The sequence below is a fragment of the Streptomyces sp. NPDC001889 genome, from assembly GCF_053594535.1.
Map to the genome: position 1 here is coordinate 291,771 of NZ_JBSFER010000001.1, position 21,074 is coordinate 312,844.

Below are 21,074 nucleotides of genomic sequence, written 5' to 3' on the forward strand. Positions count from 1 at the left end.
CCCGCTCGCACCGGTGGTCGACCTGGTCAGCCCCGACCTGCGCTACGAGCTCCGGCACGAACCGCAGATCATGCCCGGCGGGCAACATGGCGCCTGCGCAGCAACAACCCCCTCGAACGCTGGTACGCGCAGTTCACCGCGATCCCCGCGGAGATCCTCGCCGGCCTCACGGACCAGCTCTTCCTCCCGCCCCCAGCCGGGCAACCGCCCGGGGTGTGGGACCTGCTGGCCGACGCCGACTGGTCCCGCGCTCCCCACCAAGCCGGCTCGGTGGCCCGTTCTCCCGACGGCATGGTCAGCGTCGAGCACCTGCGGATCACCGAGGGCTACGAGGCCCGTGCGTGGCGTATCGATGTCCGGCCCCGTCCGGACCAGGGGCCGGTGATCTGGAGTGCGTGGATCGCATACGAGCCCCCGGCGCACCTGATCACCGGCCTGGTCGCGGCGCTCACCGACCCCGCGCCTCTGCAGCGCAACCGGGGACAGACCGAAGCTCACTACAGCGCCCGGCGCACCGAGAGCCGGGTGGACCCCGAGGCACACGTCGACGCCCACCGCACGCGCATCGACACCGTTCGCGCCCAGATCCGGGCCGCCCGCCGCACCGACTCTCCCGCGAGTAGCGCGCCTTCACCCGCCCCCTCTGATTCTTCCCCGCTCCGACAGGCAAGGTGACACCCCTATTCCGACGCACGACCCCCGACCCGACCATCTTCTGGCCGTCTTCTTCACCCGCATGGACCAGCTCCAGAGCGCGTGGGAATCCCACATCGACATCCACACCGACCCGAGCGGTGTGCCCTACGACGACGAGGCCCACCAACAGGCCGAGGCCCGCCGCAACGCCGAAGGCTGGGCCGCGTTCGAACCGATCGCGCTGATCGCCGCGCGCCTCGTGGCCTCCAGCGAGCAGCGCCGTCCCGGTCTTCCCGCCGGTGCCGGTCAGCCGCGGTGGGGCTGGCAACTCGGCGTTCTCACCGCCGTCACCCAGCAGCTCGACGCGATCGGCTCCTCGGCGCAGGCGGCGCTCAATGAGCTTCCGCCCGCCGCTGGGCCCGGCAGCGAGCTGCATGCGGCGGTGATCTCCGAGCGGAACACGACCGCGTGGCCCCTGCTGGAGGAATGGGCCCTGCACGCCCCGGCCGTCGTCGGCATCCGGGCCGCCACCGCCGGGACGGAACGGACGCGGATGACCACCAGCGCCCCCGCCCCACCCGCGACCACCCGGTCCTCACCGGCGGTGCGCCGGTGACCGGGCGCGCGAGGGTCGAGGTCGACTTTGTCGCGCCCCGGCACCTGGCCGGCGGCGGAGACCCCGCCTGGATCACCGTGCCCCTTCACCGCGCGGCCTGGTGGAGCTCCGGCAACGATCCCCTGATGCCGCGGGTCATCCTCTCCAGCCCCGGCCAGAAGGCCCTGCTGACACTGGAGCCCATAACCGACGGCCAGTGGTGGACCCTCCACCACGCCCCGGACGCCCGGCGGCCCACCTGGTACGCGACCTTCGGCGGACGCACCCCGATCGAAGCCATCGCGGGCTTCACCGACGCCCTCACCCACCTCCACACCGCCCCCGCCACATCGGAGCCCTATGTCCCGCTGCTGGCACAGGGCTGGCATCCCAGCCGTGACCGGAACGGCCTCTCGTCCCCCGACGGCTTCGCCCACATCGAGCACTTCACCAGCGCCGACAGCTGGTTCATCACGGCAGGCATCGGAGAGGACCCCGAGGGGCAGCTCTGACAGGCCCGCTTCGACGGCACCACCCCACTGCAGCTGATCGCCGCCTTCACCCGGGCACTCGCCGACCCCACGCCTCTGGCCAGGGACCTCCTGGGGCTGTCGCCCCTCGTCCGGCCCCACGCCCAGGTCACCGTCCGCGAGATTCCCGCAGCCCAGAGGGCCTTCGCGCTGGAACGCCGCATCCAGAAACTGTCCTCCGCGGCCTCGCCCCCGGACGCGGCTCCGCGTACCCCGTCCCCTCGCCGCCGCACCCGCTGACCCGGCGCTCCCTCCCCCCTTCTCCCCTGGACCGCCGCTCTTGCCGAACTCCCCCGCCCGTTCTTCTTCCTCGTCCAGCAGCCCTGGCACCGACCTGGCGTTCAAGGCCCTCCTGGGGATGCTCGCGGTCGCTGTCCCGGCCGCCAACCTGGCCTGGCTCGGGGGCAACATCACCGCCCGGCTCACCGGCCGGCCGCAGGCCGCCTACCAGCCGGCCGACGCCCTCCTGCACCCCGAACGACTCTGGCCCGAAGCCGGGGAAACATCCCTGCTCATCGGCGCCCGCATCGCCCCCGCCATAGTTCTGATCGTGCTCGCCGTGATAGCCGGCGTGTCCTGGAAGCGGCACAGAAGCGGTAGCGGAGGACGGAAGAAGATCGCCGGGATGGCCATGGCGAAGGATGTCGAACCGCTGCTCGCCAAGGCCATCGAGGCGAAAGCCCGCTCTCTGCGTCCGAGTCTCAACGAGACGAAGCACATCGCACCGGCCGACGCCGGGGTCCGCCTCGGCAACCTCCGGGGCACCCGGGTCGAGGTGCGCATGGGGTACGAGGACGTCGCGGTGGCGATCATGGCCCCCCGCTCCGGGAAGACCACCAGCCTGGCCATCCCAAGCATCCTCGCCGCCCCCGGCCCCGTCCTCCTCACCTCCAACAAGGCAGGCGGCGACGCCTACACCGCCACCATCGACGCCCGGGCGGCCGTGGGGCGGGTGTGGACCATGGACCCGCAGCAGATCGCCCACGCCGACCGGTCCATGTGGTGGAACCCGCTGGCCGACGCGAAGACGCTGGACGGGGCCGGCAGGCTGGCGGGGCACTTCCTCGCCGCGTCCGTGGACGCCTCCCAGCAGGGCGACTTCTGGTCCAAAGCCGGCAGCAACATCCTGTCCCAGTTGTTCCTGGCCGCGGCTCTCGACGAGCGGCCGATCACCGACGTCATGCAGTGGCTCGCCTTCCCTGCCAACCGCGCCCCGCTCGACATCCTGCGCGATCACGGCTTCACCGCGGTCGCCGCCCAGTTGAAGGGCACCGTCGAAGGGCCGCCCGAGACCCGCGACGGCATCTACGAGACGGCGCGCCAGTACGCCGCCGCCCTCCTCAACACCGAGATCGCCCGCTGGGTCACCCCGCAGGAAGGGATCGCCGAGTTCCGGCCCGCCGAGTTCATCACCAGCACCGACACCCTCTACCTGCTCTCGAAGGACGGCGGCGGCGGAGCATCCGCACTGATCGCGGCGTGCGCGGACTCCGTCATGCGCGCCGCGACCGCCCAGGCCGAACGCGACGGCGGACGCCTCGACCCGCCCATGCTCGCGATCCTCGACGAAGCCGCGAACGTGTGCAAGATCAGCGACCTGCCCGACCTGTACTCCCACCTCGGGTCCCGGGGGATCATCCCCATGACGATCCTCCAGTCCTACCGCCAGGGCCAGAAAGTGTGGGGGGACGCGGGCATGGACGCCATGTGGTCCGCCTCCACCATCAAGGTCATCGGTGCCGGCATCGACGACCCCGACTTCGCCGACAAGCTCTCGCGCCTGATCGGCGACCACGACGTCGAGACCAAGTCCACCTCCACCTCCGACTCGGGCACATCCACGAGCATCAGCATGCGGCAGGAACGCATCCTCCCGGCCGACGCGATCCGCGCCTTGCCCAAGGGCACCGCGCTTCTGTTCGCCACCGGCATGCGCGCCGCCATGCTCGACCTGCGCCCCTGGTACCTGGAGCCAGGCGCCGACGCGCTGTCCGCCGCATCCGCCGCCGCGTCCCAGGGCATCACCGCCCGCGCGGGCGCCAAGGCCGCACCCCAGCAGGGAGACTTCAGGAAGACGGCATGAACGGAGCGGCTCTCGATCTGGAGGAGCTGCCGCTCCTGGCCGACCGGCGACCGATCTGAGCCGCATCCGTCGGGGCGCTCACCTCGCCAGCGCCCTGTTCGAGAACCCCTGCAAGGGGGCGCCCTTCCCCGGACCGCCGGTCGACGAGAGCACCGTCCGCACCGCCCGGCACGCCGTGGCCGTCCCCGCATGACCGAACACCTCGCCAACGCGGCCCACCAGCTCGACATCGCCGCGACCTGCTGCCACTACACCGCCACCGACATCGCCCGCGACCTCGCCGCAGCAACCGCACCCGCGCCGACTCCCGCCCCCCGGCGTCGGTCAGCACAGTCTCCGGCCCAGCGCGCCGTTAACGACCTTCGCACCGCCGCTGACCAACCTGCCGGCGCTCCGTCGAAAGGCAGTCGTGCCCACCCCGTCCTCACCCCGCGCCCCTGACCCCTCCAACAGCGCACAGCCCGACCCCGTCTCCCGGCTCACCCCCGCCCGGCACCGGGCCCTGGAACTCATCGCCCGTCACCACGTCACCCTGTACCGACCCCTGCGAGGCCCCTTCCGCGTGCACACGAGCGGGACCACCGCCCGGATCACCATGCCGGTGTACGACGCCCTCGCAGACGCCCGGCTCATCACCCGGGACGTCACCAGCAGCATCCACTCCGGCCAGCGCGTCCTCCTCACCCCCGCCGGACAAGCCACCCTCAACGCCCTCGGCGCAGCCCCACCTCTACGCCCCGCCCCCGCGCCGAGCCCCGCACCCCGCGGGCGCACCCGCTGACCGCCCGACCACGCCGACCGCTTCTGGCACGAGGTCGCCCTCGTCGCCTGACCTACCGCGCCGCGGCTCTCACCAGCCCGTCAACCGGCCCGCCGCCGGGCGCCCAGCGGCTGCGCTCCGCCGACGCCGGGCTCCCGGTGGTTTCCAGCTCCGGCTTCTCCCCACCTCGGGGCCGACGTCGCGCCACTGGCCGACGCCGTGATCGTCGGCACCGCCCTCGCCCTCGCCCAGGGTCCGGCGCCGGCAACCCCGCTAAGCGCGCCGGGCTCCGGCGCCCTACCCGCCACCCCCACGCGTCAGGAATCAATCCATTTCCCCCACTCCGCAATTCCGAGCCATTTCCCTTGGTGCGGGAATTCAGTCCAGCGCCATGCTAGCCCTCTCCGCCGAGAGAGTTCTTCCCAGGGTCGATTACGCGATCTTCGCCGACACCGGATGGGAACCCAAGGCCGTTTACGATCACCTGGATCGACTGGAACGCGAGATAGCCCGGCCCGCTGGAATACCCGTCCTCCGGGTTTCGTCCGGAAATATCAGAGACGACGCGCTCGACCCGGAACACAGGTTCGCCAGCATGCCGCTCTACATTCTCAACAAAGACGGCAAGGCCGGAATGACCCGACGGCAATGCACGGGCGAATATAAGATAAAGCCGATCAAGAAGCAGGTCCGCGAACTTCTCGGCTACCCATACCCGGCACGCATTCCGAAGGGCGTGTTCGTCGAGCAGTGGGTCGGCATATCCACCGATGAATTTCATCGTGCCAAAGACGCCGACGTCAAGTACATGCGCAACCGGCACCCTCTCATCACCGACATGGACTGGTCACGGGCCGATTGCATCCGCTACCTGACCGCCTGCGGGCTGGCCGAAACCCCTAAATCATCCTGCCTGGGATGCCCGTTCCACGGAAACGCGCAGTGGAGGGAGATCCGCGACAACTCTCCTGAAGAGTGGGAGGACGTCGTCGCGTTCGACGCAGCTATCCGGCAGGGCAATGCCCCCGCGAACGCCTCCGGGAATCCGTTGCTCGGGCAGGCGTTTCTGCACCGCTCGCGCGTCCCGCTCGGCCAGGCACCGATCGACCACGTCACCGCGGCCGAATGGGCCGCCCGCCAGCAAGACCTCGACAGCGCCCGGCCCGACGCCGAAGAACTCGAACAGGGCGTTGTCGACGGCTGTTCCCCCTGGGCGTGCCGGGGCTCTGTCGAGCCGGTGCAGGACGACTTCGGGCTGAGCACGTGAGCGGACTGGTTCTGGAGTTGTTCGCGGGCCCGGGCGGCTGGACGGTCCCCATGGCGCGATGGGGCATTCGGGATGTCGGTCTGGAGTGGGACGAGTGGGCGTGCCGAACGCGTGCGGCTGCGGGTCAGTTGACCATCCGTACCGATGTGGCCCTGTATCCGGTCGGGCCGTTCACGGGCCGGACCAGGGGGTTGATCGCGTCGCCGCCGTGTCAGGCGTGGTCGATGGCGGGCAAGCAGCTCGGTCTGGTGGACCAGCCGCTGGTGCACCAGGCGGTCGCCGACCTCGCCCAAGGGCGTGACACCCGCGAGCGGCTGCTGGGCGCCTGCCGCGACAGGCGCAGTCTGTTGGCGGCCGAGCCGATGCGCTACCTCCACGCCCTCAACGGGGCCGGTGAGCCGGAATGGGTGGCGATGGAGGAGGTCCCGCACGTCCTGCCGCTGTGGCGCCAGTACGCGGCCATCCTCCGTACCTGGGGTTTCTCCGTATGGACGGGGATTTTGAACGCGGCGGACTACGGGGTGCCACAGACGAGGAGGCGGGCGATCCTGCTCGCCTCCCGGATCCGCACCGCCACACCGCCCCCGCCCACGCACGCCAAGTCCAGTGAGGCAGAAACGCTGTTCGGGCCGGGCCGCGCACGGTGGGTGTCCATGGCCGAGGCTCTCGGCTGGGGCGCCACCGACCGCCCCGTTCCCACCGTGTGCGCCGGCGGCGGCCCCGGCGGCGGCCCCGAGCCCTTCCCCTCGGGTTCCCGCAAGGCCCTCGCCGACGCCCGTGACCGCGGGGCCTGGACCCGGCGCAAGCCCGGCACCGGGATCGTCCTCGCGTCCCGACGGGAAGGATCGGGCTGGGCCGAGCGGCACGGCACCCGCGAGAACCGCCCCGCCGACGAGCCCGCCCCCACCTTCACCGCCGAGGCCCACCGCTGGTCCTGGAGCCTGCGCAGCAACAACCAGGCCAACGCCACCGTCCGCCGCGCCGACGAACCGGCGGGGACGCTGTTCTTCGGGCACCGCGCGAACGAGTGCGTCTGGGTCGCCGAACCCATCCCGGAAACGCCGGGCGAGCAGGGCAGGGCGGTGGAGTCGATCCGGATCACCGCCGCCGAGGCCGGGCTGCTGCAGACGTTCCCGGCCGACTACCCCTGGCAGGGAACCAAGGGGGCCCAGTTCTCGCAAATCGGCAACGCCGTCCCGCCGAGACTCGCGGCCCATCTCCTCGCCCCACACCTCGGGAAGACCCTCACCCGCGACGACTTCGACCTGGCGGTCTGATGCCCGGAAGAGCCCCGCTGTACAGCGACGGGGAAGGGCCGGAAGACCCCGCGCCGTCGCCGCCGGTGCACTACGCCGAGCAGGCTCTCCTCGGCGCGCTCCTCCTGAACCCCGCCCGCCTCGACACCCTCGGCCCGCTGGAAGCGGTCCAGTTCCACAATCCCGCCCACGCGGCCGTGTTCGCCGCCATGAGCACCCTCCCCCCTCCGGAGGCCGCCGTGCACGCGAAGGAACCGGTCTGGCTGACCGCAGTCCTCGATCACGCGCGCCACGACGCCCGCGTATTGACCGCCTCCTACCTCCATGCCCTCGTCCAAGCCTGCCCGGACCCCCGGCACGCCCCGGCCTACGCGCGGATGATCCGGTCCGACCACGCCCGCCGCACCCTGCGCACCCACGCCGGGCGCCTCGCCCAGACGGCCACCACCCCGCTCCAGCCCGACCCGGCTACAGCGGTTCTCGTCCAGGCGGACATCCTCACCCAGCACCTCGACGGACTCGCGGCCCAGTTCGCGCCGCACCCCGGCTCCCTGCCCCGCACCCCCACACCCCGCGACCCGCCGAGAGACACCGGCCCAGACGTTCTGGACGAGGAACGCATGCTGCTGGCGACCGCGACCGCCCACCCCGGCGACCTAGCCCGGATGCGGTGGCTCCTCCCGGCCGACTTCGCCCTCCCCCTGCACGCGGCCCTCTTCCACTGCTTGACCTCCCTCGCCCACCGCGGCGAGCCCGTCGACCCCGTCACCGTCCTGTGGGAGGCCCAGCACCGCGGCCTGCTGCTCCACGACGTCACCCCGGCAGACCTGCTGGGCCTCCTCTCCACCCACGCCGGCTCCCCCGAACACTGGGGCGCCAAGATCCTGCGGCGCGCACTGCTCCACCAGGCCCACACCACCGCCGAACGCATCCGCACCCTGGCCGACGACCCCGCCAACAGCGTCCACCAGCTCGTCATCGGCAGCCGCCGCGCCCTCGCCGACCTCACCGCCATCCGCACCCGCTGGCGGCCCCCCATCACCCCGCGGCCACCCGCCCGCAGCCGGGCGCCCCGCACCGTCGCCGCAGCCCGCGCGGGCCCACCGCGCACCACCGCCCCCAGCAGCCCGGTGCGCACCAGCCGATAGCCCGCCCAACGAAAGAACCCACCTATGCCCCACTCCCCGATCGCCCATGTCCGTCTCGACCGGCACCCCGAGCACCCCGGCGCGGTCACCGCCGCCCTCACCGGCACCGGAGAGGGCGCGGACACCGCCCGCGCGCTGCTGGCCGGTCACGGCTTCCGTCGCCTGGACCCGGTGACCATGATCCTGGCCCGGATCGACCACGAGGAACCCCACCACGCCAACCAGGCGGCGACCGCCCTGCGGACCGCCGGGGCCATTGTGGAGATCACCCCCGGTCTGCGGGAGGACATCGACACCGAGTGGACCTGGGCCGACTACCCCATGCCCTGGCTGACCCGCGACGAGATCCGCGAGGTCTCGCAGGAGGCGCAGAAGATCCACGACGACATCGCCGCCGGCCGCCTGGTCATCCATCGCCACGCCCACGACGGGCACACCATCGTCGCCGTCGGTACCTACCCCGGCGGCCAGAGCATCCACCTCCACGGTGAGAACCACCTGCGTCAGACCACCGCCGTCTACGACACGACCAGCGCGGCCCTCGGGGAGTTCGACGACCTCTACACCGACGCCGTCCGCCCCGGCCCGGCACCCGCCACCGAGACCGAGGAACACGCGGCAGCCATTCTCGCCGCCACGGCACCCGCTGGAGCACACATGGCCACCACAACCCCGTCGACAGAACCCGCGCCGCAGACCGAGACCGTCGCGGTGCACGCGGCCCGCCCCGGCGACCACGAAGCCCTTCTCACCGAGTTCCTCGAAGCCCAGGGCGAATGGGAGAAATACCGGCCCTTCGACGAGACGACCGTCGCCAGCCACGAGAGCCTGACCCTGCGGGCGGAGTTCGTCCACGAAGCCGGCCCCCGGGACACCGCCTGGATCATCGCCGCCTACGAATCCCCCGTCGGCGAGCGCATCTGGCACGCCACTGTCAGCGCCGCCACTCCCGTCGAGATCATGCGGACCTTCCTTGACAGTCTGGCGTCCGAGAACGCCTGGGGCCCCGGCCCGGACTCCAAGATCACCGAAAAGACGCTCGCCGAGGCCACCCGCCCTCTCACCGACGCCGGCTGGCAGCAGAAGACCGACGGGCGCTGCATGACCTGGACCGCCCCCGTCCGCGAACAGTCCGGTCTGCGGTTCGACGCCTTCGCCGCCCAACGCCCGAACGGCACCCTGCCCGCCTGGACCCTGTGGGGCGGCGACACCGCCGACCACCCCACCTGGACCATCCACCTCTCCTCCCACACCCCGCCCGCGCTCCTGCAGGACCTCACCTTCGAACTCGCCCTGGGCGAAAGCATCCGACAGCTCCGGGACTCCGTACCGACCCGGGTCATGCCCCTGACGACCGGCCCGTCGGTTCAGCACCGGACAGCGGCGTCCGCATCCCCAACTCCTGTACGGAAGCGCTGACACGCAACGGCGGGCACCCGCGACGATACGTCGGCACCTCTGAGGCATCCGGCCAACCACCGTACTTTCTAGGGCGGTTGGCCTTCCGCGGCTGGTACCACCGAGTTTGCTGTTCTCGGCTCCAGGGCTGAAGCACTTCCCGGAGCGATAGGCGGGGGTTGGCCCGGAGTCATCCGGTGGCCTCTCAAATGCCGCTAGGATGATCGCTGCTGACCAAACCTCATGAGAATCCGTATGCGGCGGATGCCGTTCCGGATTCCCTTGCTTCCGGTAACCACTCAAGGTGCCGGCTGGGTGAAGGGAAGCAGTGATGACAGAACTGGATACGACCGGAAAGCATGTGTGGACCACCTTCGAGAAGGTGACGGTGGCCCTCGCTGTGCCAGGTGTCGTAACCGCAATCATCGCTTGCGTGGCGCAAATCGCTCAAGCGTTCTAATCGCGATGCGCGCAGCAGTGCCCGGGAGGGACCGGCAGCCGTTACTTACACGGCAGGCCCGGTCTAGTCAAAGGCGACCGGGCCTGTGATCCGCACAAGAAGGCCCGTTCCAGTTACAGCTGGTGCGGGCCTTTTCGGCGTTCCCTCAGAGGAGAAAGCCGCTACCAACATCTAGAACGATACCAGGTTTTGGCCTCATATCCTTTAACGGCAAGGCAAACGTGCAGGTCAGCGCAACAACGGCCAGCAAAAGGCCCGCTCGCCGCATCGGGCAACGGCGCCTCCCGGAAGTCGGGGAGCCGGCCCGCACTCCTCCAGAGGATCGAGCGCCATCCCGCAACTTTGAAGAGTCGGAGCTCATCTGCCCTTCGCCGCGGCGGGCGCAGGGCAGGCACCGGAGCCACCTGTAACCGTTATGTCTAGCTTCGTGTGACTGAGCCTGACCCGGTAGCATCTAGTGACGTTCCCAGGTGCTGCCCTGTGCCGCGCAGTCGGCGTCAGGCGCGGAGCGGCGGCACAGGAGGCAGTCACACCCCCGCCCTGCCGGCAGAGCAGTGACTCACGTGAGGAGGTGCTTCATCGGCTGCATAGCCGGCCTGCCGAGCCCTCTTGTCTGCCTCCACGCGGGCCGCCTGATGCTCGCCCAGGCTCCTGGGAGCGGCATCCGAGAAGCAGTCTCCCTCCCCGAGGCAGGGATCAGTGAGCGAGCCCCGGGTGTGCACTCCCGGGGCCCACCCCGCATCGACGGTGCGGCGACGTGTTCGCAGCACAAGGGTGGCGGGTCCCCCCGACCTGTTCGGTCTGGCCGTCTCGATGGCTCGTCGCGACCATAGCGCACAACTCCCGCCATCCAGTGATCAGTCACACGATGGAGTGAACTCTCGATACCCACACAGAAGAGCGCTCGGCCGGTCGCCTGGACCTTGTGTGCGCGACCCTGAGTGACCTACCTGGCCATCAATCCGGACGACCTGCTCCGCCGCCGAGCCGGCCGACCAGGACCACCACCCTCTCGGGCGGTGACTGCGGAACATAGCCGTGGTCCCCCGGTACGCGAAACCGGAGAATCACTGGACCATTGATTACTCCACCGCCACGTCCTGCCCACACCGTCGAGAGGCACCAGCACGACCACCCCACCCACAACTTCACACCAGGCCCCAGCGGAGCCCGTCACACTCACACGGAATCGAACCCTCCTACGCCGCGGCGTAGCTGAGGCGGAACAGGTCCTGAGCCCGCTCCAGGTCTCGCTCCGTGCGGAGCTGGACTTCCAGATCACCGGTTCCGTGGTGGCCGAGTCCTGTCACGTCCCGGGTGAACCCGGGGACGAGGTCCACTGTGGCGGGGTCCGCCTTGAGGTAGACGAGGAGCTTGGTCTGCTGGGGCGGGCAGAGGCAGGCGAAGTTCCGCAGCCGCTGATAGGCGCGGTACTGCTTGCGCTGCACGGGAACGATGTCGTCTCCGAGCCCGAGCAGTACCTCGTCGACCGCTGCCGCCAGCTCCGTCATCGCACCGCCCTTCGTACGGGCCCGCTGAATCCCGGCCGCGCGCCGGCGGGGGGCCTTCCGGGGCGCCGTGGAATGCCCGGTGACGGAAGCCACCGTCTCGAGTCCCAGGTGGTGCTCGCCGTAGAAGCGGTAGCGCGCCAGGTCGATGCTGCGGCGGTGCTCGCGGACGGCCTGGACGTCGTAGCGGGTGAAGTCTCCGGCCACGCAGATCAGCCTCGGCGCGCTCCAGAGCACCTGGGACGCAGCCGGCTGGCCGAGCCGCTCGCGGACCAGGTGCCCGAACTCCGCCCGGTGGTCCATCAGCCAGGACAGGTAGAACAGCCCCTGGTTGATCACGCCCGCATCGACGCCACGCTTGTACTCGACGATCACCGGGGACCCGTTCTCGTCGAGACCCAGCGAGTCGATCCGCCCGCCGTGCACCGGGCCGGTGCTGTACTCGCTCGCCAGGAACCGCACCCCGAGCATGGTCTCCATATGTGCCTCGATCAGGCCCTGGACATCCGCCTCGATCTCCGCCAAGCGCGGCGCGACCTCTGTCACGCCGCGTTCTGTGCTGAACAGCCTCAGCTCCGACACCCCCCTACCAAAGATCATTGCCGTGGCGCAACACCAGGGGGCTGCCGGATTATTTCCCGGTCCCCGATATCAGCTTCACGGGATCACGGGATCGGACTAAACTTCTCTTAGTGGTCATTTAGGGAGGAGGACGTAGCCGGTGCCGCGTTCCTCCAGCGCGGTTCGCAGCGTCGGGTTGCCGCCGTAGACCTCGTCCCCCGCAACCCAGGCGGTCCGGTGGCCGGCGTCCAGGAATCGGGCAAAGCAGCGACAGACGGTCGGTATCCGGTTCGGGTGTCGGGGCCGCTGGCCCTGTCGGTTCATCCGTTCCGGCTGGAGCTGGTGCAGCGCGGGTTCACGCCGCGGTCCGCTCAGGATCACGCCTACGTACTGGCGGACCTGAGCCGCTGGTTGGAACGAAATGGGCTGGCTCCGGGGCAGTTGACCGCCGAGCGGGTGGAGGAGTTCGTCCGGGCACGGCGGGACGCCGGACACCGGCGGTGGCTGACGGATCGGTCGCTGCAACTGATGCTCAACTTCTTACGGGAGGCCAGCGCCGTCCCGCGGAAGGAGCCCGCCCCGGCCGGAGGTCCGGTCGAGGGCGTGCTGGAGGAGTACCGCAGCTATCTGCTGCACGAGCGCTGGCTCGGCGAGCCCACAGTTCGCGGGCGGGTCCCCATCGATGAAGATCGTGACGTCAAGTCTGCGGACACTGCTGCGGTTCCTGTTCGTGACCGCGGCCCTTGACCGGGACCTGGCGGGGGCCGTGCCGCCGGTCGCCGGATGGCGGATGAGCCGACTGCCGTCCGGCACGGACGCGGTGCCGGTCCTGCTCGAGAGCTGCGACCGGACCACCCCATCGGGACGCCGGGACTTCGCGATTCTGCTGCTCATGGCACGGCTGGGCCTGCGGGCGGTCGAGGTGACCCGGCTGCGCCTGGAGGACCTGGACTGGCGCGGCGGCGAGCTGGTGGTCCGGGGCAAGGGCGGACGAGTCGACCGGATGCCGCTGCCCGCGGATGTCGGCGCCGCGCTGGCCGACTGGCTGCGCCACGGCCGACGGCCGTCAGTGACACCTACTAAAGACGGTGGTCAGCACATCGCAAACCGCCGCGCCCGAAGCGCGCATACGGTCGATGGAAGAAGGCGCGATCAGGGCAGTTGGTACCCGGAGGAAGTACCGACAGGTTCCGCCGACCCCTTCTGTAGGGGGCAGGCGGAACACCTCGTGGCGGGAAGCAGCCGCCGGGGGCGGCGGGCACGGGGGGATCGCCGTCGCGCAGAGCGCCTGGCCCTGCTTGTTGCATCTCACCTCGTCTTGATTTGTTCTGTCGGCGATGAAGACCGTGACGTGCGTTTTCGTTCAGTCGGCTGCTGGCCGCCACTGGTCGGCGGCCCGGGCAGCCGTACGCGCACCAAGGAAGCCGACGGTCAGGGAGACCACGGCACATGCCGCCACGCCCGCTCCCAGAACGGTCCACGACACGGAACCCTGCTGCACCAGGGCGATGAAGAATACCGAGTGCCAGGCGGTCACGGCGCCGGTGACCACGGTGGCGATGAGCAGCGGGACTGTCAGGTGCCAGGAGGCCACGGAGTGGAAGACCCGGCGGCGGTCGGTCAGGACGGAGAGCGGGGCGAGGGCGCGGCGGACCCGGACGAACTCCGCGGCTGCGCTGACCGCGCCGGCCACCAGAATGAAGAGGATGCCGGTGATGCCGAACAGTTGGATCCAGTTCGTCAGCCGGGTTTTGGAGGGCTGCAGCCAGCTCCCGCCCAGTGCTTCGACCTGTACCGAGGGGTTGGCCAGTGTGTAGGCCGCCTGCTTCACCTTGGCGGACTGCCCCGGCTCGGCGGTCACGACGAGCAGAGTCTCCGCGCCGCCCGGCTTCACCGTGATCCGGGAAGTCCGGGTGAATGTGACATCTCCGTACCAGCGGCGCATCTCCTGCACTGTGGCACTGCTGGTCGCCGCTGTCGCACTGTCACCACGGCAGGCCGCGCCCAGTGCGCGCAGGTCGTTGCAGGACCCCTTGATAGAGACCCAGGGGGCTCTGGATGCTCCCGGATCGTGAAAGGTACGGGTCAGCAGGACCGCCCCGGGCGGGAGGGAGGCCCGGAAGCGGTCCGCCTGGAGCGCGGTCATACTCGCGGTAGTCACCTCGATCACCGTGTCCTTGATCCGCTCGTGCGTGGCGAGGGCGGCCTGTGACTGGGTACCGAGTCTGCTGGTCCACACCTGCATCTGGGCGACGATCCCGATGCCGATCACCATGGCCAGGGCGAGGCGCACGATGACGCCGGGGTGCGCGTGGGTCCACCGCCCACCGATCAGACGGCCCGCGTGCCCCCTGCGGCTGCCGTTGCCCGCGAGCCAGGAGCCGAGCCGGCGGGTCAGAACGGCCACGACGGAGGACAGGAAGGCCCACATGATGACGGTCCCGGTGGTGAACACGATGAGCTGTGCTTTCCGGGGCAGGTACTGGCTGGCCAGGATGAGCGCGACGCCGGCGCCGCAGACGTACAGCCGCCACGCGGGGACGCGGGAGGCGAAGGAGGCGGGGCGGGTGGACTTGCCGTCGCGGTGGACGCGGTGGGTGCCCACCACGATGCCCAGCACCACCAGCAGGGACAGGGCCGCCGCGCAGCCGGCGGTGGGCCAGGCGGCCCAGAGGTCCCGGTGGTCGAGGAGATACCCGGTGGGCACGAGGCGGATGTCCCGTACGGAGGCGAGCGTGTACGGAAGGAACGCGGTGAGGGTCCCCAGGGCGGCGGGGATCGCGGCTTCACCGATGTTGACGATCATCCGGTGCCGCCAGGTCCCGCCCAGGGCCTGGAGCAGACCGCTGCGCCGGTCCCGGGTGCGGGAGCCGACCCGGGCCGCGACCACGGCCAGGGCGAGCGCCGGCAGCCCCGTCAGGGCCCAGAGGGCCTGCAATGGGGAATTCACCGGCGGCTGGTCGACCATCTCCCCGGTCGCTCCGCCTCCGCTGCCGAAGGCTGCCGCGCGCATCCACCGGTCGTCGTCCTTCGGCGGGGCCCCGGCCACCTGGATGTAGGCGATCCGCTCGGATGGGGTGACCAGGCCGTCGGTGGTGACCGTCCCGGCGAATCGCCCGTACCGGGTCAGGACTCCCTCCCCCTCTCCGGTGCGAACCAGTTCGGGGGAGAGCAGTACCTCGCCCGGCCCCGGCCACCGGGTAACCCCGGCCGGAACGGGAGCCTCCGCGGTCAGCGGGTGGACGAAGACGAGGGACACAGGCCTCTTCCCGACCGTGTCGGCGCCCTCCCGGTACAGCAGCGCGGCGTCCTCGCCGAAAGTGATCACCGGCCCTCGGTCGTCCGCCCTGGTCTCCCGGCCCTCATAGGTGGCGAGGGTGGCCACGGTCGCCAGGGTCACGAGGGCGACGGTCACCGCGGCACCGAACAGGCCCCACCAGCGCAGCCGGTCACCAGGGGTGGCGCGGCCGGCGGCCAGGCCGATCCGGAACAGCGTGCCTGCGGTGCGGATACTCCGGGCCATCAGTGGACTCCCGTTTCGACGAGGATTCCGCCGTGGAGCTGATGGCGTCGGTCGGCCCGCTCGGCCACCGCGGGATCGTGGGTGACCAGCAGCAGTGCGCAGCCGCGGTCGCGGGCGGTGGTGAAGAGCAGGTGCGCGACCCCTTCCCTGGCCTCGGGGTCGAGAGCACCGGTGGGCTCGTCGGCGAGGAGGACCTCCGGCTCGGTGATCAGTGCCCGGGCGACGGCTGTGCGCTGCCGCTCGCCCCCGGAGAGCATCCCGGTGGGCGTCGACCCGACGGGAACCCCCAGCTCTTCGAGGAGCTCCTCCGCACGCCGGTAGGCGTCCTGGTGGCGGCCCCCGCCGAGCAGCACCGGCAGCGCGACATTCTCCACCGGGGTCAGCTCGGGGAGCAGTTCACCGAACTGGAACACCATCCCCAGCGTCTCCCGCCGAGCCTGCGCCAGCTGCGTGGACCCCAGCCCGGTGATCTCCCGGCCACCGGCGGTGATCGATCCCTCCTGCGGCCTGACCAGCCCCAGCACGCACATCAGCAGCGTTGACTTCCCCGACCCGCTCGGGCCGGTCACCGCCACCGACTCACCCGGCGACACCGACAGATCCACCCCGTCCAGGAGCGTCCGCCCCCCGACCTCGTACCGCAGACCGCTCACGCGGAGACCTAAGGAATCACGCTGTTTCATGGAATCGTGCCTCTTGTTCTCAATGGGGAATGCCGCACCAGCCCGGGACGGGGCTGGTGCGGCAACGCTGCCGTGGTGAGCAGGTTTACGAAATGATCCAGGCCGAGCAGTCGTCCGGGCTGCCGTAGTTCTCGTCGCACGCCTTGAACTTGTAGATTTTTGATCCGTCAGCGGAGGTGGCCGTGGTCCCTGGGCCGCTGTGGTTCCACAGGGTCCGCTTGTCCTCCGTCTGGGATTCTCGGTAGTACTCGGCCTTCACCGGGTCTCCGTCGGCACTGTTGTCCTTGACCGATATCTTGCCGACCTTGCCGCCGTCAGCCGGATTCCAGGCATGGGCGCCGCCGCCGTAGGCATTCTTGGCAACGGCCGTAGCTGTAGGCACCGTAAGGGCCACAGTGAGCAGGGTGGCAGCGATGAACTTCATTCTCCTCATGCGCATGCACTCCTTCAGATGGTGGTGATTAAAAGGACACAGAGCGCACATCAGGGGGACCGTGGAGACATCCGATATCGGTAGTCATCGGCCTTGTTCTGATGCCCTCTTGGCCGGATATCCGGCGTGATGTGTCGATCACCGTATACGGGTGGGGTTGCGAGCAACAAGGGTTGACCTGAGAAGGGCTCAAACCCGACTGCGGCCGAGCCTTGGGCGGTGGGACATGAGCAAGCACCGCATGTGCTGCAGGTTTCTGCAGTGCCGGAGGAAGAGAACAGACGTCAACGGCTCAAGTTTCAGCGCGTTACCGGCCGAAAGCGAGTTTCCGGAATCAGCGATTCGCTCCCGGAACATCGTGCTGCCGCCCGCGTCGGCCATCCCCACACCGGCGCTCCTTCCACATACGGAGGCACCACCCCCAGTTCCTCCGCGCTTGCCTGGTATCACCTTGTGATCCCATAAACATTTTCGGCTATCGCCCCAAGCCAGGCCGGCCAGAACGCGGACACCGCCGAGACAGGCAGTCCGGGGAGTCCGAGCTGAGCCGCTCGGCGGCGCGGGAAGAAGGATCAGCACGGAACCGGGTGACTTCCCTGTGAACGCAGCCTCGTCGGCGACGACGTGGTTGCCAAGCACGTCGGCCCTCGGTGCCGGCGGCCGGAGTGTCGGCGGGCGGAAGGGGCTCGGCTCCGAGCCCCCGGGCATCGAGCACGTCGTCAGCCGGGCATGGCGGGCCCGCTGTGCCTTTCGCGTGGGCACCCGACATCGCCCACTCGCGGGCTTCCGCGTTCGACGGGTTCAGCACCTGCATCCCGCGGGCGCGGCCGCGAGTGACGACCTGGACGCGGCCGGGGTGCTCGGCGGACATCGGGATGGGGCTGACCTCGGGGACGAGCATGCGCCAGGCGTTGAGGGTGTAGCGGACGAGGATGCGGGTGGCGAAGTTCTCGCGCATCTCGGGGCCGCCGATGGCGCGGGCGGTGGCGGACTGGGCGACCAGAAGGACGTGGAGGCGGACCTGACGGCCCATGAACAGGATTTGGGCGAGCGCTTCGACGGCCGGGGAGGTCTTGTCGTCGCCGGACTCGCGGATCTTCGCCCAGTACCGCTTGAGCTGGGCCATGGTGGCGTTGACCTCTTCGAAGAGGATCACCAGGCGGGGGCCGACCCGCCACGGTTCGCGCTCCAGGACGTCGTCCTCGAACTGCTCCGCGAGGGCGAGCCGGCGCCGGCCTTCCTGGGCGAGCTGGATGAGGGCGTCGTGGATGTCGGCGATGTCGCGGCAGTAGGTGACGCCGGGCACGCCGCGCGCCCAGGTGTGGGAGATCCGCTTGAAGTCCAGGACGAACGCCTGGGCGCCGTGGTGGATGAACTGGCAGCAGATGGTGCGCAGGATGGTGGACTTGCCGCCGCCGGTGCCCGCGGAGATCAGGACGTGCGGGGAGTCGGCGTCCAGGTCGACCGAGACCTTCTTCCGGCCCGATCCGAGGCCGATCAGCGGCGCGGACTCGGGCATCTTCGCGAGGATCTCGCAGACGCCCGGGTCGGCCAGGCCGAGCTTCCTGGGCGGGACCTTGCGCTTCTTCACCACGACGTGGGTGTCGCGGCCGGCGCGGCACCAGGTGAAGGAGACATTCTCCAGGGCGAGCTTCTTGGCGACGAGATCGGCGACCAGGTCCTCGTTGAACCGCATGTGGGTGGGGACGTCGATGCGTATCTCGGCGTCGTCGTCGGAGAAGTTCCTGGGGACGTGGAGGTAGCGGCGGGGATCGGTCAGCTCCGGGATACCGAGCGGCACGGAGATCGCTGAAACTCCCGCCGCCGCCTGGTCGCCAGCCCGTAGACGGCCCCGCCGACAGCGGCGGCCGAGACCGCGGTAATACCGCCCGTCTGGACAGCGGCCGCGAGCGGCGCCGGATCGTCCATCAGACCCCGGACGGTGGTGAGGGTGGTATCCCGCCTCTCCCCCTCTCCCAGGGCCCAGTACCCGGCCGCCCCCGCCGCACCCAGACCGGTGATCCGGGAAGCGGCGCGCTGCCAGCCGGGCCGGTAGGCAGAGCGGCGCACCGGGGCTTCCGCCTTCGGCAGCACCCGGGTACCCGCCCGCCAGAACGATGCGTTGGTCTTCCGCTCGCCGTCCATGGGGCGGCCGGACAGGAACCGGCCGATCCCGAACGCCAGCGCTTCGGCGGTCTCCTCCACCTGCCGGTCGAACTTGCTCTGCCCCATAGTCGTGCCCTCTCGTCGTCCAACGTGTTCCGGGCACCCAACACCCAGAAGCGGACACGACCGTAAAACAGGGAGCCTGTGCATAGATTCCGACGAATCAAGGGGCACTTGTGGATAGAAAAGACCAGACTGACACCAGGGACTCCGGCACCGGCCGCAACCCCCGCACGCCGTGTATGCCCTGAGGCCGGGGTGCAATGTCGGGGGTCACCGCCGCACACAACGGGCGGTCGGTGATAACGTCCCGCCGACCACCCCGGCAAGTGGGCCGGCCTGCTCTTGGCGGATGGGTCAGGTGGCGGGGCACCGGGCCGGTGTCATGTGGAGTGGTTTCACGACGCAGCGCCGGGGTCTCGGGTCGGTTCCGTGTATCGGCCCGGCCCGGGTTGTGGTCAGGAGGCGATGATGAGTACCGGTGCTCATGATCTGCTGGCACCGGAGAGCGAGGATGGGCGCATGTCTTCGCGGAAGTTCACCGTCGCCGTCTTGGTCGCCGCGCTCGTTCTGACAGGGTGTGGGGCGTCCCAGGACGAGTTGCTGGTCAACTGGGACAGCGCCAAAGCGTCCGTCGAGCCGGACCCCCGTCCCTCTGGCCGGGAGACGCTGGGGCCCGACACCCCGCCGAACTACGCCGACAACAGCCGGGCCCGGCGACCCGGCGAGATGAGTCCCCAGGACGAGGAACAGGCCCGCCGGAAAGCCGCTGACGTCGGACAGGCACTGGAGAAGCTGCGCCGGGAGGGCAGGATCAGCCCGTCGGAGGTACGGACCGTACTCGAGCGGCTCGCCGGCCCCGCCCACCTGTCCGTGGGACAGCTGCTGATCGGATCACCGGCGGTGAAGGCCAAAGGCAGCACTTACGGCATCTGGATCGGCAGGACCGCCTGTGTCACCGGAGTCGTCAGCGGTGCCCGGGCCTGGGCAAACGTCAACGGCCACTACCCCGAGACCCGCTGCATGCCCCCGGTAATGACCCGCTGAGAACGGAGCAGTCCCACAGCAGTACCCAGCAGTGAAGCCAGGGAGCAGCACCTCGGTGAAGGCGTCGGCACCGAGGACCTGGCCGCACGGCTCGCGAGCAGTACTGAGAGCCACTTCGGCATGTAGCCACCACCCCTGCCGCCGCCCCGGGGCCGGCGCTTTCAAGGCGCACAGCCCCCGGGGCTCCACGAGACGTCCAGTGGGCGTTCCTCTCTGTCATGGCACGGCGGACGTCGTCGAGCACCGTTGACTGTCAGTGGTGCGGCCTATGGTGCGTGCCCATGACACGTCGCACTCGCTTCCTGGTCACCGAGCATCCGGGCATCGCCGCGCAGTGGCATCCGACAATGAACGCGCACCTGGACATGCCGCTGATAGGCCCTGGGTCTCACAAGGTCGTGTTCTGGCAGTGTGGCGCCGGGCATGTCTGGCAGGCGAAGGTGTCTCCCGGGTCGCCGGAAGCGGCTGTCCACGGTGCGCGGGGTTTGTACCGCGGGGGCGGGTCAGGCTCGGCGAACGGGCGCCGGCGTTGTTGGCGGAGTGGCATCCTCGCAACGATGTGTCGCCGGAGGAGTTCGGGCCGGGGTCTCAGCGCAGGGTCTGGTGGCTCTGTCCGGCCGGGCACGAGTATCAGGCCCGAGTATCCAACCGGTCTCGGGGCACCGGCTGTCCCACGTGCGCTCCGGGCGGGCCGTGATGCACCGGCCGGGCTCCTGGCCGATCTGCCGGAGCTGTTCGCACAGGTGGACCCCGCTACCGCTCCGGCTGATGTGGCGGAGCTGCTGGTCAACTCACGCGTCCGGCTGGGATGGCGCTGTTCCAGCGGTCACCGCTGGGAGGCCACGGTGAGTCATCGGGCCGTCGCGGGATCGGGGTGCCCGCACTGTGCGGGAAGACGGCGCTCGCCCGTTCTGGCGGACGTGCGGCCCGAGCTGGCAGCGGAATGGCATCCCGCACGCAATGAGGCCCTCACCGCCGAGGCGGTGACCGCCGGTTCTCATCGTCTGGTCTGATGGACGT

18 protein-coding genes and 3 pseudogenes are annotated in these 21,074 nt (G+C 70.1%); 15 read left to right on the forward strand and 6 right to left on the reverse strand.

Translation table 11 applies throughout. The annotated features are described in order from the left end of the window. Positions 1 to 213 precede the first annotated feature (213 nt). From ACWCRA_RS01355 to ACWCRA_RS01400, 10 genes and pseudogenes are all read left to right on the forward strand, one after another. Positions 214 to 675: a DUF317 domain-containing protein gene (locus ACWCRA_RS01355; protein ID WP_451066549.1), complete on the forward strand. Its 462-nt coding sequence runs from the start codon at positions 214 to 216 to the stop codon at positions 673 to 675. Between the two features lie 61 nt (positions 676 to 736). Continuing rightward, the gene (locus ACWCRA_RS01360) at positions 737 to 1,252 is read left to right on the forward strand and encodes a hypothetical protein (RefSeq protein ID WP_451066550.1); all 516 of its coding nucleotides are present in this window, start codon (positions 737 to 739) and stop codon (positions 1,250 to 1,252) included. Beyond that, positions 1,249 to 1,743, forward strand: a complete 495-nt coding sequence (locus ACWCRA_RS01365; protein ID WP_451066551.1) for a DUF317 domain-containing protein — start codon at positions 1,249 to 1,251, stop codon at positions 1,741 to 1,743. The genes ACWCRA_RS01360 and ACWCRA_RS01365 overlap by 4 nt, the downstream gene beginning before the upstream one ends. A gap of 12 nt (positions 1,744 to 1,755) precedes the next feature. Further along, a pseudogene (locus ACWCRA_RS01370) lies at positions 1,756 to 2,001 on the forward strand (DUF317 domain-containing protein); the annotation flags it as partial. 118 nt (positions 2,002 to 2,119) lie between these two features. After that, positions 2,120 to 3,844: a type IV secretory system conjugative DNA transfer family protein gene (locus tag ACWCRA_RS01375; RefSeq protein ID WP_451066621.1), complete on the forward strand. Its 1,725-nt coding sequence runs from the start codon at positions 2,120 to 2,122 to the stop codon at positions 3,842 to 3,844. Positions 3,845 to 4,253: 409 nt separating this feature from the next. After that, a complete protein-coding gene (locus tag ACWCRA_RS01380; RefSeq protein WP_451066552.1) occupies positions 4,254 to 4,625 on the forward strand; it encodes a hypothetical protein in 372 nt (123 codons plus the stop codon). Positions 4,626 to 4,995: 370 nt separating this feature from the next. After that, complete coding sequence (locus ACWCRA_RS01385) at positions 4,996 to 5,871, forward strand: hypothetical protein (protein ID WP_451066553.1); 876 nt, start codon at positions 4,996 to 4,998, stop codon at positions 5,869 to 5,871. A gap of 5 nt (positions 5,872 to 5,876) precedes the next feature. After that, entirely contained in the window at positions 5,877 to 7,148 is a 1,272-nt protein-coding gene (locus ACWCRA_RS01390) for a DNA cytosine methyltransferase (RefSeq protein ID WP_451066622.1), read from the forward strand. Continuing rightward, positions 7,148 to 8,275 (forward strand): DnaB-like helicase N-terminal domain-containing protein, encoded by a 1,128-nt coding sequence (locus tag ACWCRA_RS01395; RefSeq protein WP_451066554.1) that lies wholly within the window; start codon positions 7,148 to 7,150, stop codon positions 8,273 to 8,275. Before ACWCRA_RS01390 ends, ACWCRA_RS01395 begins: the two co-directional genes overlap by 1 nt. A 24-nt stretch (positions 8,276 to 8,299) precedes the next feature. After that, positions 8,300 to 9,694: a DUF317 domain-containing protein gene (locus tag ACWCRA_RS01400; protein ID WP_451066555.1), complete on the forward strand. Its 1,395-nt coding sequence runs from the start codon at positions 8,300 to 8,302 to the stop codon at positions 9,692 to 9,694. Positions 9,695 to 11,332: 1,638 nt separating this feature from the next. On the opposite strand, the gene ACWCRA_RS01405 is transcribed toward ACWCRA_RS01400, so the two are convergent. Then, positions 11,333 to 12,223, reverse strand: a complete 891-nt coding sequence (locus ACWCRA_RS01405; protein WP_451066556.1) for a DUF5655 domain-containing protein — start codon at positions 12,221 to 12,223, stop codon at positions 11,333 to 11,335. A gap of 216 nt (positions 12,224 to 12,439) precedes the next feature. Here ACWCRA_RS01405 and ACWCRA_RS01410 point away from each other — a divergent pair, with 216 nt between their 5' ends. Further along, positions 12,440 to 12,949: a hypothetical protein gene (locus ACWCRA_RS01410; protein WP_451066628.1), complete on the forward strand. Its 510-nt coding sequence runs from the start codon at positions 12,440 to 12,442 to the stop codon at positions 12,947 to 12,949. A gap of 43 nt (positions 12,950 to 12,992) precedes the next feature. Next, positions 12,993 to 13,247: pseudogene (locus tag ACWCRA_RS01415) on the forward strand (tyrosine-type recombinase/integrase); the annotation flags it as partial. A gap of 318 nt (positions 13,248 to 13,565) precedes the next feature. Here ACWCRA_RS01415 and ACWCRA_RS01420 read toward each other — a convergent pair. The 5 genes from ACWCRA_RS01420 to ACWCRA_RS01440 all read right to left on the reverse strand — a co-directional run bounded on the left by ACWCRA_RS01420 (position 13,566) and on the right by ACWCRA_RS01440 (position 19,073). Then, entirely contained in the window at positions 13,566 to 15,725 is a 2,160-nt protein-coding gene (locus ACWCRA_RS01420; protein ID WP_451066557.1) for a permease, read from the reverse strand. After that, complete coding sequence (locus ACWCRA_RS01425) at positions 15,725 to 16,408, reverse strand: ABC transporter ATP-binding protein (protein ID WP_451066558.1); 684 nt, start codon at positions 16,406 to 16,408, stop codon at positions 15,725 to 15,727. Before ACWCRA_RS01425 ends, ACWCRA_RS01420 begins: the two co-directional genes overlap by 1 nt. Before the next feature lie 85 nt (positions 16,409 to 16,493). Then, positions 16,494 to 16,841, reverse strand: coding sequence for a hypothetical protein (locus ACWCRA_RS01430; RefSeq protein WP_451066559.1), 348 nt, complete (start codon positions 16,839 to 16,841; stop codon positions 16,494 to 16,496). Positions 16,842 to 17,316: 475 nt separating this feature from the next. Continuing rightward, on the reverse strand, positions 17,317 to 18,642 hold the full coding sequence (locus tag ACWCRA_RS01435) for a helicase HerA domain-containing protein (RefSeq protein ID WP_451066560.1): 1,326 nt from the start codon (positions 18,640 to 18,642) through the stop codon (positions 17,317 to 17,319). Continuing rightward, positions 18,618 to 19,073 carry a hypothetical protein gene (locus ACWCRA_RS01440; protein ID WP_451066561.1) on the reverse strand — a complete coding sequence of 152 codons (456 nt, stop codon included), beginning with the start codon at positions 19,071 to 19,073 and terminating at the stop codon, positions 18,618 to 18,620. The genes ACWCRA_RS01435 and ACWCRA_RS01440 overlap by 25 nt, the downstream gene beginning before the upstream one ends. 456 nt (positions 19,074 to 19,529) lie before the next feature. On the opposite strand from ACWCRA_RS01440, the gene ACWCRA_RS01445 reads away from it, so the two are divergent. The 3 genes and pseudogenes from ACWCRA_RS01445 to ACWCRA_RS01455 all read left to right on the forward strand — a co-directional run. After that, entirely contained in the window at positions 19,530 to 20,054 is a 525-nt protein-coding gene (locus ACWCRA_RS01445) for a hypothetical protein (RefSeq protein WP_451066562.1), read from the forward strand. 559 nt (positions 20,055 to 20,613) lie between these two features. Further along, the gene (locus ACWCRA_RS01450; RefSeq protein WP_451066623.1) at positions 20,614 to 20,751 is read left to right on the forward strand and encodes a zinc-ribbon domain-containing protein; all 138 of its coding nucleotides are present in this window, start codon (positions 20,614 to 20,616) and stop codon (positions 20,749 to 20,751) included. 124 nt (positions 20,752 to 20,875) lie between these two features. Further along, positions 20,876 to 21,067 (forward strand): annotated as a pseudogene (locus ACWCRA_RS01455) (zinc-ribbon domain-containing protein); the annotation flags it as partial. Between the last annotated feature and the right edge of the window lie 7 nt (positions 21,068 to 21,074).

Coding starts and splice junctions, on each gene's coding strand:
- ACWCRA_RS01360 (WP_451066550.1), top strand. CDS start 737: ATGGACCAGCTCCAGAGCGCGTGGGAATCCCACATCGACATCCACACC.
- ACWCRA_RS01445 (WP_451066562.1), top strand. CDS start 19,530: ATGTCTTCGCGGAAGTTCACCGTCGCCGTCTTGGTCGCCGCGCTCGTT.
- ACWCRA_RS01420 (WP_451066557.1), bottom strand. CDS start 15,725: ATGGCCCGGAGTATCCGCACCGCAGGCACGCTGTTCCGGATCGGCCTG.
- ACWCRA_RS01385 (WP_451066553.1), top strand. CDS start 4,996: ATGCTAGCCCTCTCCGCCGAGAGAGTTCTTCCCAGGGTCGATTACGCG.
- ACWCRA_RS01425 (WP_451066558.1), bottom strand. CDS start 16,408: ATGAAACAGCGTGATTCCTTAGGTCTCCGCGTGAGCGGTCTGCGGTAC.
- ACWCRA_RS01375 (WP_451066621.1), top strand. CDS start 2,120: ATGCTCGCGGTCGCTGTCCCGGCCGCCAACCTGGCCTGGCTCGGGGGC.
- ACWCRA_RS01400 (WP_451066555.1), top strand. CDS start 8,300: ATGCCCCACTCCCCGATCGCCCATGTCCGTCTCGACCGGCACCCCGAG.
- ACWCRA_RS01440 (WP_451066561.1), bottom strand. CDS start 19,073: ATGGGGCAGAGCAAGTTCGACCGGCAGGTGGAGGAGACCGCCGAAGCG.
- ACWCRA_RS01430 (WP_451066559.1), bottom strand. CDS start 16,841: ATGAGGAGAATGAAGTTCATCGCTGCCACCCTGCTCACTGTGGCCCTT.
- ACWCRA_RS01395 (WP_451066554.1), top strand. CDS start 7,148: ATGCCCGGAAGAGCCCCGCTGTACAGCGACGGGGAAGGGCCGGAAGAC.